Genomic DNA, 12,834 nt, shown 5'->3' with positions numbered 1-12,834 from the left:
TTTTTAAGATATAATTCAGCAAACATTTGCAGAATTATATAGTATTTTAACCTTATTGTCAAGGTATAAAAACTATATTTTGAATAAAACGAGGTATAAAAACTATGGATGATAAAGTAATTTTTGAGAATATGAAAAAGTTTTTTAATGTATCAAGTCTTGAAGATGTAGCCGAAAAAATGGGCTATAGTAGAAATACTGCGAGCACTTGGCGTTCAAAAGGACTAACATCATCAGTAAAATTAAAATTTACAAGCCTAAGTGTTGATAAGGTAAAAAAACCACAAAATATCAAGGTAAATCTAAGGTATTTTGATGATGTTGCTGCAAGTGCAGGATATGGAGCTATAAATTCTAGTGCAAATTTTAGTCTTATTCCAGTTAGTGGTGAATTTTTAGAAAAAGTTCTAAAAGTACCTGTAAAAAACTATGATGTTATAAGGGTTTTTGGTGACAGCATGGAGCCATTTGCCCAAAACGGAGATATGGTTATTATTGATTTAGATGCGGATATAAAAAATGGAGATATAATCATAGCTAATATCGGCGGTGATGTGTATATGAAAAAATTTCTTAGAAATCCAATACAAAAAGAGATTAAACTAACATCGCTTAATAGTTTTTATCAAGATATAGTATTGACAGAAGATAAGATTGTAGAGCTAAAAATCATTGGCAAGGTTAGATGCAAATTTTCCCTTGATATGAAAGTCTATTAATGAAAGCTTAAAACGTGTCTTAATTAAAAAATGTATTTTTAAGTTTAGTGGCATATTGTTTATTGTTTTATGATTGTGTCTTAATATAAGTGCTTGAAAAAACGCTATTTAAAAGCATTAAGCCACATTAAGTTTTATTAAGACACATTTTTTGCTAAATTTTGTGTCTTAATCACCTATAAAAATAAACCATATTTTTATAGTAAAGTATCAAAGCTTTACTATATCGTTAAAATTTTCCTTGATTTTTTCCAGCCTTTAAGGGGCTTTTAAATGTCGTTTATTTGGGTTTTTAAGGTGTTTAAAACAGAGCTATTTTTCCACTACTTTTGGGATAAAACAGCCATTTTGGGACTATAGGGATTTTTTGGCACAAAAATTTCCGCATTTAAAATGCTTACAACTATCCACACAATCCCCATATTTAGGGACTTTCATAAAAAAATCGCTAAAATTTTTCACTCTCATTTTCTCTACCCCCTCACACCTACTTCAATAAATTCTTACGGAAGTTATCAAAGCTATGATATCTACAAAAATCAAAACAAAACGCGAGAGCAAAATGCTCAAAACAAAAATAACGAAGAGCGAATTCAAAACACACAAGCATCTCAAGCCGAGCAAAGTCAAAGAGCAAACGAACAAAGACAACTAGAACAAACCGAGCAGAGTCAAAACCAAGAACAAAGCAGGCAAGAAAGAGGAAGCCTAAACATCTTAGTTTAAGCGTTTATGTAAATTTAAAATGCTTATAGTTTCTAAGCATTTTAAATGAAATTTTATGTAAAATTTTACAAATTTAATATCTGCTAATTATATTTCTAACGACACTTGCTATAATATCAACCGAAGCAAGCTCACATCTTTCGTGAGTAGAGTGCGGAGAGTAGATATTTGGTCCTATGGAACAAGTCTGCATATCATCTCTGCCCTCACAAAGCACACCACACTCAAGCCCTGCGTGTATAGCCTTTATCTTTGCATCCGGTTTAAATTTTTGAAGTTCATCCAAAACAGCATAAGCAAATTCATCTGCACTAGGCTCCCAGGGATTAGAGCGCTCATTGATACTAATGTCAAAACCAAGCGCACTAGCCATTTCGCCGATCTCAAACTCGAGCCTTAAAATTCCATCCATACTCATAGAGCGAGCGTAAAATTCCACCCAGGTCTTACCGTTGTGATTTTTTACGGTAGATAAATTTACACTATCTTTTGGTAAATTTAACTCCACATCATAGCTTCTTACGCCCTGCGAAAAACCATTTATAAAAGCTAAAATTTGATCTGAATTTTTTAAAATTTTAGCAGTACCGTCAAGCTTCTTAACGCAAATATGCAAGTCATCGCTTTTTAATTTGTTCTGACTTACTACGACAGCCTTTGCGTTAACCGGTATAGAGTTGCTTCTTTCACCACCTTCTATACTTACTAGCTTCGCACCGTTTTGTCTTATAAAGCGAGCTAAAATTTTAATAGCGTTTGGTATATCTTTTTGTATCTCAACACCGGAGTGTCCACCAGGATATCCACTAACGATAACTTCATAAACATCGCCGCTTGATACGGTCTTTGTATCTGCGTCAATGCATGCAAAGATATTTATACCTCCTGCACAACCAACTATAACCTCGCTGTCATCTTCGCTGTCTAAATTTAAAAGCTTTTTGCTTGCAAAATTACCGTCAAATCCATTTGCTCCTATAAGCCCAACCTCTTCGTCGTTTGTAAAAAGACATTCTAAATTTTCAAATTCCTTCATCATCTGCATCATGATAGCGACACCCATGCCATTATCGGCACCCAAAGATGACTCTTTAGCGCTTAAAAAACCATCTTTTTCGACAAGCTCGAGCTTTGGCGCATGGCCCACACAAACCATATCATAGTGACTTTGCAAGCAAATTTTAGGCTCACCTTTTATCGCGTGGATATTTCCAACCTCATCAACGTCCACGCTATATCCGTGATTTTTGGCATAATTAGCCAAAAAGTCGCGCAACTCTTTTGTATTAAAACTGCAATGGGGAATTTGTGAAATTTCCTTAAATTTGTCTAAAATTTGAACTTCTTTCATGAGTGTCTACTTTAAAACAATACCAGGATAGCCTATAGCCTCTATAGCTTTAAGCAAGTCATCTTCCTTAACTCCATCCACCGTAATAACATCCGCCGTTTTACTACGTAAAGAAACTTTGGCACTTTGAGTGCCCTCAACTCCAAGCAGTGCTTTTCTAACCATTGACGTGCAAAGTGGACAATGCATAGCCTCTACTTGTATCTTAAAATTTTGATCCGAAAATGCAACCGTACAAATTAGTAGTGCAAATAAAATTTTACTCATAAAAGTCTCCCAACAGCTCTGGATAAACAAGCATAAAAACAATCAAAATCCCCAAAAGAACATATGTAAATATCCACTTTTTCTTAGCATAATTTAGCGCGCAAGACTTTGGCTTATAAAACACAAAAAATGCCGAAGCAACGAAAAATATCACCGAAAGTATGCTAAAAAACGTGCGATACTCATAAAATGCGCTAGTCCAAGACAAAAATGAAAAAGAGGTTCCAAACAGTAAAAAAAGTAGCGCAGGTAGGCAACAAAGCGTTGCCATAAATGCGCTAATAGCCGAGGTTATGATAAACCAAACCTGCTTCAAATTTAAATTTCTTTCGATACGTAATCGTAGCTAAATTCTTTTGGGTTGTAATAATCTAACGTGTTGCCATCAACCTCAGCATATGGATAGCCAAAGTTATTTATAGGTCTTTGCTCGGCAAGTGGCTTTAGGTCAAAGTCTCTACCGTAGTTAAAGCCTATCCAGCACATTTCCCAGTTACCAAATAGATAATCACGAATTTGAGCCAATTTTGTGTCGCTGTTGCTTAGTTTTTCGCCCAGTCTTACCTTTGTAACATCAGCAGGATCAACAGGCACCCAGCCATATCCTTTTAGATAAAATTCCGCCCTACAGTGCTGTCCGCCAGATATATGACTTAAGCCGTCCTCTTTTGGAGCTGCGCCCATTTGGCCTGAAAATCTCGAAGCACCAACGCGGATACCAAATAACTCACGAGCAGGAATTCCAACCGCCCTACAAAGTCCGACAAACACACTGTTTATATCGGTGCATTTACCGACTAGTTTACCGCTTTCAAGGATAGCTTTTACATCTCCTCTGCCACATCCAGGCACGCTATTGTCACGCTCCATAGTGTTTGCGACCCAGTTATATATCAAACGAGCTTTTTCTAAGTCACCTTTTGTTTTACCGATGATCTTGTCAGCAAATTCTTTAACTATGCCTGTTGTAGGAATTTGAGCGGTTGCTTTTAGATAAAACTCGATTTCTTTGCTTAATTTTTCATTTTCGTTAAAATTAACCTTTGAAAAGTCGGTATTTCTCTCAGTGGTTCTCACTTTAAATTCAACATCTATTGCTGGATCTACTTGACCCTCTTTAAAGTCGGCAAATAGCGTTGGGATGGCAAGATCTGAAATGTAATACTCTTTTGCATTTGTTGTTATCTTATAGTCGCTTACTAATTGTTGAAAATCGGTTGAAGTAACAAGAGGTAACCAAAAACGAGCGTTTTTACCCTTTTCTTTTAGTAAATGACTTAATCTAACGTCAAACGTCCTAACCGCACTACTTTTGCTCTCGTTAGCAGCCGCAAATGCTACGCTTGGCAGCACGCTTGCCGCACCCAAAACTCCACCTATTTTAAAAAAATCACGTCTTTGCATGAAATGCCTTAATAATAAAATGGCTAACCTAAGCCCTAAAAACGAACATTTTACTATAAAATATTAAATTTTATGCTAAAATCAAATCCATGAATAAATTTCTTAAAATATTACTTTTAATGCTTATTGTTTTTGTTTTTAACGGTTGTATTTTTTTAAATGAGCGCGGAATTTCAACACAGTATTACAACGACTGTAAAGAGTATTATGACGCGACCGGCACATATCGCAAAGAGTGTCCGCACAACATCATAGACTGGAAGTAGCGTGCAAAATTTCATAAAAGAAAGACAAAAGATATTAAATTCATATAAAAATTTAGAACTTCTTTCACTCATAAATGCACTAGGAAAGTTTGATTGCGAGTGTGAATTTAACGATATTGTTAGTATTAAATTTAACGGTTTAACCGCTCAAGAACAAGAACAGATAGAGGCGATCGCAAAAGAGCTTAAGCCATGGAGAAAAGGTCCGTTTGCGCTTGGAGAGCTTTTTATAGATACAGAGTGGCAAAGCTTTATAAAATACAACCTACTTAAACCACATATAAATTTAAAAGATAAAGTTGTAGCCGATGTGGGGTGCAATAACGGATATTACATGTTTCGCATGCTTAAAGAAAAACCAAAAAAATTAGTCGGCTTTGACCCTAGCGTGCATACGTTTATGCAGTTTAATTTCATAAACCATTTTGTGCGCTCAAATATCATATATGAGCTTTTAGGAGTTGAGCATTTAGCGCATTACGAGCATAAATTTGACACCATCTTTTGCCTTGGCGTGATATATCACAGAAGCGATCCGGTAAAAATGCTAAAAGAACTTAAAGGTTCACTTAATAAGGGCGGAGAAGTATTTTTAGATACGATGTATATAGATATGCCGGGTGATTTTGCATTAACACCAAAGCTTACGTATTCAAAGATACCAAACATATACTTTGTCCCTACTATCGGTGCGCTTGAAAATTGGTGTGAAAGGGCTAAATTTAGTGATTTTGAAATTTTAGCCACAAAACCTACCGACGTAAACGAACAAAGAAAAACCGAGTGGATAGACGGACAGAGTTTAGAAAATTTTCTTGATCCAAACGATAGCTTAAAAACTATCGAAGGTTATCCTGCTCCAAACCGAGTGTATATAAAAATAAAAATTTAAGGATAAAAATGGCTGAAAACAGCATTTATGAAGAGGTTGGGGACTCTCAAATCGTCCTTCCTGAAGACGAAAATCCATTTCGCAATGAGATAAAAACATCACCAAATATCAAGTTAAGCCTAACCGGCGTAACGACATTTTTAGAAAAAAATCACGCAAAAACAAAATTTTTTACCACAAACGAAATGGTAGCCGACGGCTCTGATCTCATCCATAGCGGATTTATATTTTCCGCGGCAAACTACGCTGCTCTTGTTGCCATCAATGAAGAATTTTGCGTCACCATAAATGCTCGTATAAATTTTTACGGCCCGATCAAACTTGGAGAGATCGTAGAATTTGATGCAAGAGCTTACTTTGACGAGTCGCGCAAACGCGAAGTAAGAGTCATAGGTAAACTCCACGACATGAAGGTATTTGAGGGGACATTTCAACTCGTTGCACTCGAAGAGCATATTTTTTTAGCACAACAAAAAAATATCCAACGCGAAGGCGCTATTAGACGTGCTAAAGAACGACAGGATAAGGCTAACTAGAAGTCACTATCCTTATCCACATATCAAGCCTGCCTTGCTCCGCACTTAGACTGCTTGGCTCACCGTGTCCTGGATAGAGCTTGTAGTCACCACTTATTTTTGAGCATTTTTCAAGGCTTTTTAGCATATCTTCTTTGTTTGAATACGGAAAATCCCACCTGCCAATACTATCTCTAAACAAGAAATCACCACTAAACATACAGCCGTTTATCTCTATCATTGAACATCCTGGTGTATGTCCTGCAAAGTGATGGAATTTTATATTAAACGAGCCGATAGTAACGCACTCTTGGTCTTTAAAAAATACATCTGGAGTAAATATCTCATATCCATATCCAAAAATATCATTTTGCGCCCAAAATGCGTCCTCTTCATGGATATAAATAGGCGCCTTAAACTTATTTTTGACCTTTAAAACATCAAAAATATGGTCAAAATGCCCATGTGTGCAAAGTATAGCCTTTAAATTTGTAACATTTTGACCAATCCACTCAAACGAACCTTTACCTGGATCTACGACAAGTTGCATACCGTCTTGCTCTATTATGTAACAGTTTGTAGCGTATTCTCCAAAACTTTTTGATAACACTTTCATTTTCAATACTTTAATTTATTTTTTTAAGAATTTTACAATAAAATTATGAAAACTTAACTAAAAATTTATATATGTTAAGTATAATAATACAAATTTTTTAAACAATGATACCAAAATGAGAGATTTTAAAGAGTTAGAGCTAAAACTGGTTGCTTTTCTAAGAGACTACTGTAAAAATATCGGTGTCGAAAATTTACTTATTGGTATGAGCGGAGGGCTTGATTCTGCTATAGTGGGCGCACTTTGCGCAAAGGCAATGCCTCAAAATACACACGCCCTAATCATGCCGACTAAAAATTCCGACCCAAAAAATATAAAAGATGCAACTGAATTTTGTCAAAAGAGAAACATTAAATTTAAAATCTTAAGCATAGAAAGCATTTTAGGCGCATACCAAGAGAGTATAGACACAAATTTAAACAATATTCGAAAAGGAAATTTAAGTGCAAGAATAAGAATGAGCCTTTTGTATGACTACTCGGCAGACATAAGAGCTATCGTTGTGGGAACTAGTAACAAAAGCGAACTCATGCTTGGATACGGAACTATATTTGGCGATATGGCATGTGCAATAAATCCTATCGGAGAGCTTTATAAAACTGAAATTTTTGAGTTTGCTAGGTATCTTGAGATAGACGAAAATATCATAAACAAAGCGCCATCAGCCGATCTTTGGGAAGGCCAAAGCGACGAAGAAGATATCGGATATAGCTATGAAGTGGTTGATGAAATTTTAATAGCGACAAAAAACGGTGAAATTTATAATAAACAAATCGAAGAAAAATTTGGCAAAAAAACAGTTCAAGAGATACTAAAAAGAGTAAAATCAAACGAATTTAAGAGGCGAATGCCTCTGATAGCAAAAATTTAGGGGGCAAGACATGGAAGAAATTTCATTTTATAAACCAACCATTACGGAGCGCGAAAACGAACTTATACAAGATGTTTTAAAAAACCAAAATTCAAACAAAACCATTAAAGCACTAGAAGATACTTTGCAAAAATATTTCGGTGCAAAACATGTCATAAGCACAAACAACCTAGCCGCAGCACACCACTTAGCCTTAAGTGCAATGGAGATAAAACGTGGAGATAAGATTATTTGCTCGGTAAATTCATTTCCAAGTGTAGCCCAATCAATCAGGCACTTTGATGCCGAGCCGATATTTGTCGATATAAACGAAGATGACTTTAACATAAACCCGGACTCACTTAAAAAAGCCCTCAAAGAGTATAATCATAAAAAACTAAAAGGAATTTTTGTAAGTCACATAGCAGGACAAAGTGCTCCGGTTGATGAGATAAACGAGATAGCAAAACATTATGACGTAAAAGTATTAGATGATGCAAATCGCTCTATCGGACTAACATACAATGGCACCAAAATCGGCAATGAAAACTCATTTTTATCATGCTTTCAGACGTATTCGCAAGTAAACAACCCTATCGCAACAGCTGGATTTTTCACAACAAATGACGACAAGATTGCGGAACGCGCGAGACTTCTTAGAAACTACGCACTTATAAACGGTATCGATAAATACGGCAACTTAGGCTATATTTATGACGTAGTTGACATCGGTCTTAAATACGATATAAGTGCATTAAATGCCGCATATGCCACTGCCCAGATAGAAAAAAACGATATGTTTATCAAACGCAGAAAAGAGATAGCTGAAATTTATAACAAAGAGTTATCAAACTGTCCTCACATAACAACTCCTATTAAAAAACGTGACCATGTATACTCTCAGTATATAATCAAAATCGATAAAAACCGCGACAGTTTCGCACGTGAGCTACTGGAAAATGGCATCCATACTTCGTTACACTATATACCGATACATCTTTTAAGTTACTACAAGGCTAAATACAACCTTAAAGTAAACGCCTACCCTAGTGCACTTAAGGTATATCAACAAGTGCTTTCTTTGCCTATTTATAACGCTTTAAAAGATGAAGAGGTTTATTATATTTGCGAAAAGATTAAAGAGATATCAAAATCACGTGTCTAAAAGCACATTTAAACAAAATTTATACATTTGGGCGGAGAGTTATTTTTACCGCCCTAATTTCACTCAAAAGCTTCTTTCTTTTATACTTTTACCACTGTCTTTAATATATGCTTTTGTTATTTATATCAAAAAATACACAAGTAAAGAGAAGGATCTTGGTATTAAAATTTTAAGCATAGGCAACCTTAGCTTGGGAGGAAGCGGCAAAACTCCGCTTGGTATCGCGATAGCAAACGAATTTGACGGTGCTTTTATCATACTAAGAGGATACGGCAGAAGTAGTAAAGGTCTTGTAAAGGTATGCGTAAACGGTCAAATTTTAACAGACGTAAAAACAAGTGGCGATGAGGCGATGGAGTATGCCATAAGTGTAAAAAATACAAACGTCATCGTTAGTGAAAACCGAGATGAAGCTATATATGAAGCAAAAAAAATGGGTGCAAGGTATATTATTTTAGATGATGGTTTTGGCAAATTTCACATTAAAAAATTTAATATCCTAATCCAGCCAAACCCTCTTCCAGCGCTAAATTTTACCATACCTAGCGGGGCTTATAGATATCCTGTTGGCTTTTATAGATTTGGGGATTTCATAGCTAAAGAGGGTGTTTCGCACTTTAGAAAAACTCAAATTTTTAACCAAACAGATAAGATGCTTTTAGTCACAGCAATAGCCAATCCAACGCGCCTAGAGCCATTTTTCAACCAAACAGTAGCGCAAATTTTTTATCCAGATCATCACGACTTTAATAAACAAGAGCTTGCAAAGCTTCTTAGCTCTTACAAAGCTACATCCTTACTTATGACACAAAAGGATTTTGTAAAAGTAAAAGACTTCAATCTCCCTATCTCGCTTATAAAACTACACACAACGCTTAGTAATGAGCTAAAAAACGCCATAAAACAAGCAATTTAAACGGTTTTTTGCTATAATCTAGGATTTTAAATACAAGGAAAAACTTTGAAAGATAAACTTCAAACCGCACAGGTGATCATATCTGCTCTACCATATATCCAAAAATTCCGCGATAAAATTTTCGTTGTGAAATATGGCGGCTCGGCTCAACTTGATGAAAATTTAAAGAGTGATTTCATCAAAGATATCGCACTACTTCAGCTTGTAGGCTGCAAGGTTATCGTAGTTCACGGCGGCGGTAAAAAGATAAACTCATATCTTGATAAGCTAAATATAAAAAGCGAATTCGTAGACGGTCTTAGAGTAACAGATAAAGAAGCCATGGAAGTCGTCGAGATGGTTCTTAGCGGAAATATCAACAAAGAACTAACTGCACTTTTAAATAAAAATGGCGCAAGAGCCATAGGTGTTAGTGGCAAAGATGCAAATTTATTAAAAGCTAAAACGCTAAATAACGGCAAATACGGCTTTGTCGGCGAGATAGAATACGTAAATACAGCCGTGCTAAACGGGCTTTTACAAAATGGGCTTATACCTGTTGTGGCACCTATTGCAACTGACGATGAGGCAAATAGCTACAACATAAACGCCGATCTTTGCGCAAGCAAGATAGCAAGTGCACTAAAGGCCGAAAGAGTAATATTTTTAACCGATACTCAAGGAATTTTAGATAACGATAAAAAGCTCATCAGCAAACTAAACGAATCACAGATAAATGAGCTAAAAAATACCGGCGTTATAAGCGGAGGCATGATGCCAAAAGTCGATGCGGCTTTAGAATGCGTAAAAAGCGGCGTTAAAAACGCACACATACTTGATGGGAGACTATCGCATTCATTACTTCTTGAGCTATTTACCGACGACGGTATAGGAACTATGATAAGACAATAAATTTAAGAGATCAAAGGAAAAAACATGAAACTGCACCCAACAAGAGCCAAGAAAAACGAAAAATCAAAAAAAGTCGGTTTAAAACGCGCTTTACTTAATCCAAGTAGCGAACACGGTGGACTTTACGCGCCAGTTAAGCTACCAAAGATAAGTGATAAAAAATGGCGCGAACTAAGCAAGCTAAGCTATGAAAAACTAGCCCTTTATATAATCTCTTTATTTAAATTTAACATAGATAAAAACGTCTTTAAAAAAGCAGTAAAAAGATATAAAAACTTTGACAAGCCAGCATCTCCGGTTGAATTTAAAAAACTTGGTAAAAATTTATATATAAATGAACTATATCACGGTCCTACACGCGCTTTTAAAGATATGGCTCTTCAGCCTTTTGGAGAAATTCTAAGCTCTCTTGCGCAAGAAAAAAACAAAAACTATCTCATCATGTGCGCTACTAGCGGCGACACCGGACCTGCCACGCTAAAAACCTTCGCTAATGCTAAAAATATAAAAGTCGTCTGCTTATATCCTGCAAATGGCACCAGCGAGGTTCAGCGCCTACAAATGGTATGCATGAAGGGCGATAACCTAAAAACTATCGGTATCAAAGGCGATTTTGACGACGCGCAACGAGCACTTAAAACGCTTTTGGCAAGCGAAAATTTTAAAGCGCAATTAGCCAAAAACAAACTCAGTCTAAGTGCCGCAAACTCCGTAAATTTCGGAAGAATTTTATTTCAGATCATATATCACGCATACGCTTATGCAAGACTTTTAAAAAATGGTAAATTAGCAAGGGGTGAGAGTTTTGACATCATCGTGCCTAGCGGAAACTTCGGTAATGCCTTAGGTGCATACTATGCTAAAAAAATGGGCGCTAAAATCGGCAAAATCAAAATCGTTTCAAACGCAAACAATATCCTAACAGAACTCTTTAATACAGGAATTTACGATCTTAGGGGCAAGAAATTGCTTCAAACTATAAGCCCTGCTATGGATATTTTAATTAGCTCCAATATCGAAAGATTGCTGTTTGATAAATTTGGCGCCGTTCGCACAAAAGAGCTTATGGATAAGCTAAGTAAAGATAAATTTTACAAGCTTGATAAAAATGAGCTGAAGGCATTAAAAGCTGAATTTGAAGCAGACTTTTGCACTGATAGTAAGTGTGAGAGTTATATAAAAGAGTGGATGGACAAAGGCGTAGCTATCGACCCGCACACCGCAACTTGCTTTAAAATGGCAGATAGCTCACGTATAAATGTCATCACTTCAACGGCACATTGGGTTAAATTTGCGCCAAGCATGCTAAAGGCGTGCCAACAAAGTGCAGATAGCGAAAAAGAGGGCTTGAACACGCTTGCTTCAAAACTAAATGAAAGCGCGCCAAGCAGTATCGAAGAGCTTTTTGATGCTAAAATTTTACACCCTGATGTTATCGAACAAAATGAGATAGAAGATAAAATTTTAGAATGGATAAAAAAATGATAATCATACCTGCCAGACTAAGTTCTACTAGATTTAAAAATAAAATTCTTTGCGATATAGGCGGAGTTCCAATGTTTGTAGCAACTGCCAGACGAGTGAGCGAGTGCGACGAGGTCGTCATAGCAGTTGATGACGAGAGTGTTTTAGATATAGCAAAAACTCACGGGCTAAATGCCGTCATGACATCAACTAGTCACCAAAGCGGGACAGATCGTATAAATGAGGCATGCAGAAATTTAAACCTAGATCAAAACGATATAGTCATAAACGTGCAAGCAGATGAGCCATTTATCGAGCCTGAAAATATCGCAAAATTTAGAGAATTTTGCAAAAAAAGACAAAATAAAGCATTCATGTTTTCATGCTACAAGTTAATAAACGATGAGCTTGTTGATGATAAAAATTTAGTTAAAGTCGTAACCGATATAGATAACTTTGCACTTTATTTCTCACGCTCACGCATACCTTTTAACCGCGCAGAGTGTAAAACATATAAGGCTCATCTTGGAATTTATGGATACAGCGTAGCTAGCCTAAATGAGTTTTGCTCACTAGCTCCGTCAAGCCTTGAAAATACCGAAAAACTAGAGCAACTTCGCGCGCTTCAAAACGGCAAACGTATAGCCATGCTTGAAATTTCAAGCGAAAGTATAGGCATAGATAGTGCCGAAGACCTAAAACGTGCTAGAGTAAAATTTGATTTTTAAGAGCAATATAGTCTTGATGAAACTCGTAAACAAATTTTATCATTTTTCGATAACCTTTTGCTAA

At 36.1% G+C, this 12,834-nt stretch carries 16 protein-coding genes; 11 read left to right on the top strand and 5 right to left on the bottom strand.

Going from position 1 to position 12,834, the window contains the following annotated elements; translation table 11 throughout:
• Positions 1-131 precede the first annotated feature (131 nt).
• Both CCAL_RS03480 and CCAL_RS03475 read left to right on the top strand, forming a co-directional pair.
• On the top strand, positions 132-719 hold the full coding sequence (locus CCAL_RS03480) for a S24 family peptidase (protein WP_170016679.1): 588 nt from the start codon (positions 132-134) through the stop codon (positions 717-719).
• Positions 720-1,112: 393 nt separating this feature from the next.
• Positions 1,113-1,445 (top strand): hypothetical protein, encoded by a 333-nt coding sequence (locus CCAL_RS03475; RefSeq protein WP_170016681.1) that lies wholly within the window; start codon positions 1,113-1,115, stop codon positions 1,443-1,445.
• Between the two features lie 73 nt (positions 1,446-1,518).
• Here CCAL_RS03475 and CCAL_RS03470 read toward each other — a convergent pair whose 3' ends face one another.
• From CCAL_RS03470 to CCAL_RS03455, 4 genes are read right to left on the bottom strand one after another with little or no spacing between them, the layout of a single operon-like run.
• Positions 1,519-2,796 (bottom strand): M20/M25/M40 family metallo-hydrolase, encoded by a 1,278-nt coding sequence (locus tag CCAL_RS03470; RefSeq protein WP_172285053.1) that lies wholly within the window; start codon positions 2,794-2,796, stop codon positions 1,519-1,521.
• Between the two features lie 6 nt (positions 2,797-2,802).
• On the bottom strand, positions 2,803-3,063 hold the full coding sequence (locus tag CCAL_RS03465; protein ID WP_169936544.1) for a heavy-metal-associated domain-containing protein: 261 nt from the start codon (positions 3,061-3,063) through the stop codon (positions 2,803-2,805).
• On the bottom strand, positions 3,056-3,379 hold the full coding sequence (locus CCAL_RS03460) for an aryl sulfotransferase (protein WP_170016685.1): 324 nt from the start codon (positions 3,377-3,379) through the stop codon (positions 3,056-3,058). Before CCAL_RS03460 ends, CCAL_RS03465 begins: the two co-directional genes overlap by 8 nt.
• A gap of 2 nt (positions 3,380-3,381) precedes the next feature.
• Entirely contained in the window at positions 3,382-4,467 is a 1,086-nt protein-coding gene (locus CCAL_RS03455) for a transglutaminase domain-containing protein (RefSeq protein ID WP_169936540.1), read from the bottom strand.
• Positions 4,468-4,556: 89 nt separating this feature from the next.
• Between CCAL_RS03455 and CCAL_RS03450 the strand changes: the two genes are divergently transcribed.
• Genes CCAL_RS03450 through CCAL_RS03440 form a run of 3 tightly spaced genes read left to right on the top strand, consistent with a single transcriptional unit; the run spans position 4,557 to position 6,161 of the window.
• Positions 4,557-4,733 carry a hypothetical protein gene (locus CCAL_RS03450; protein ID WP_169936538.1) on the top strand — a complete coding sequence of 59 codons (177 nt, stop codon included), beginning with the start codon at positions 4,557-4,559 and terminating at the stop codon, positions 4,731-4,733.
• Between the two features lie 31 nt (positions 4,734-4,764).
• The gene (cmoB, locus tag CCAL_RS03445; RefSeq protein WP_394346911.1) at positions 4,765-5,625 is read left to right on the top strand and encodes a tRNA 5-methoxyuridine(34)/uridine 5-oxyacetic acid(34) synthase CmoB; all 861 of its coding nucleotides are present in this window, start codon (positions 4,765-4,767) and stop codon (positions 5,623-5,625) included.
• Between the two features lie 8 nt (positions 5,626-5,633).
• Positions 5,634-6,161, top strand: a complete 528-nt coding sequence (locus tag CCAL_RS03440; protein WP_169936536.1) for a PaaI family thioesterase — start codon at positions 5,634-5,636, stop codon at positions 6,159-6,161.
• Here the strand turns inward: CCAL_RS03440 and CCAL_RS03435 are convergent.
• Positions 6,154-6,756, bottom strand: coding sequence for an MBL fold metallo-hydrolase (locus CCAL_RS03435; RefSeq protein WP_170016689.1), 603 nt, complete (start codon positions 6,754-6,756; stop codon positions 6,154-6,156). The two genes, CCAL_RS03440 and CCAL_RS03435, sit on opposite strands and share 8 nt — an antisense overlap.
• 115 nt (positions 6,757-6,871) lie before the next feature.
• Here CCAL_RS03435 and CCAL_RS03430 point away from each other — a divergent pair, with 115 nt between their 5' ends.
• From CCAL_RS03430 to kdsB, 6 genes are read left to right on the top strand one after another with little or no spacing between them, the layout of a single operon-like run.
• Positions 6,872-7,627, top strand: a complete 756-nt coding sequence (locus CCAL_RS03430; protein ID WP_170016691.1) for an NAD+ synthase — start codon at positions 6,872-6,874, stop codon at positions 7,625-7,627.
• A gap of 10 nt (positions 7,628-7,637) precedes the next feature.
• Positions 7,638-8,771: a DegT/DnrJ/EryC1/StrS family aminotransferase gene (locus tag CCAL_RS03425; RefSeq protein WP_170016693.1), complete on the top strand. Its 1,134-nt coding sequence runs from the start codon at positions 7,638-7,640 to the stop codon at positions 8,769-8,771.
• Positions 8,764-9,687, top strand: coding sequence for a tetraacyldisaccharide 4'-kinase (locus tag CCAL_RS03420; protein WP_169936528.1), 924 nt, complete (start codon positions 8,764-8,766; stop codon positions 9,685-9,687). The genes CCAL_RS03425 and CCAL_RS03420 overlap by 8 nt, the downstream gene beginning before the upstream one ends.
• Positions 9,688-9,732: 45 nt before the next feature.
• Complete coding sequence (gene argB / locus CCAL_RS03415; protein WP_170016698.1) at positions 9,733-10,578, top strand: acetylglutamate kinase; 846 nt, start codon at positions 9,733-9,735, stop codon at positions 10,576-10,578.
• A 24-nt stretch (positions 10,579-10,602) separates the two neighbouring features.
• Complete coding sequence (thrC, locus tag CCAL_RS03410) at positions 10,603-12,063, top strand: threonine synthase (RefSeq protein ID WP_170016700.1); 1,461 nt, start codon at positions 10,603-10,605, stop codon at positions 12,061-12,063.
• Complete coding sequence (gene kdsB / locus CCAL_RS03405) at positions 12,060-12,770, top strand: 3-deoxy-manno-octulosonate cytidylyltransferase (protein WP_170016702.1); 711 nt, start codon at positions 12,060-12,062, stop codon at positions 12,768-12,770. Before thrC ends, kdsB begins: the two co-directional genes overlap by 4 nt.
• The last annotated feature ends 64 nt before the right edge of the window (positions 12,771-12,834 follow it).

This window comes from Campylobacter sp. RM6914, assembly GCF_004803835.1.
Lineage (GTDB): Bacteria > Campylobacterota > Campylobacteria > Campylobacterales > Campylobacteraceae > Campylobacter_A > Campylobacter_A californiensis.
Note: the sequence above shows the minus strand (reverse complement) of the source record. Positions and strands in the feature narration are given on the sequence as shown.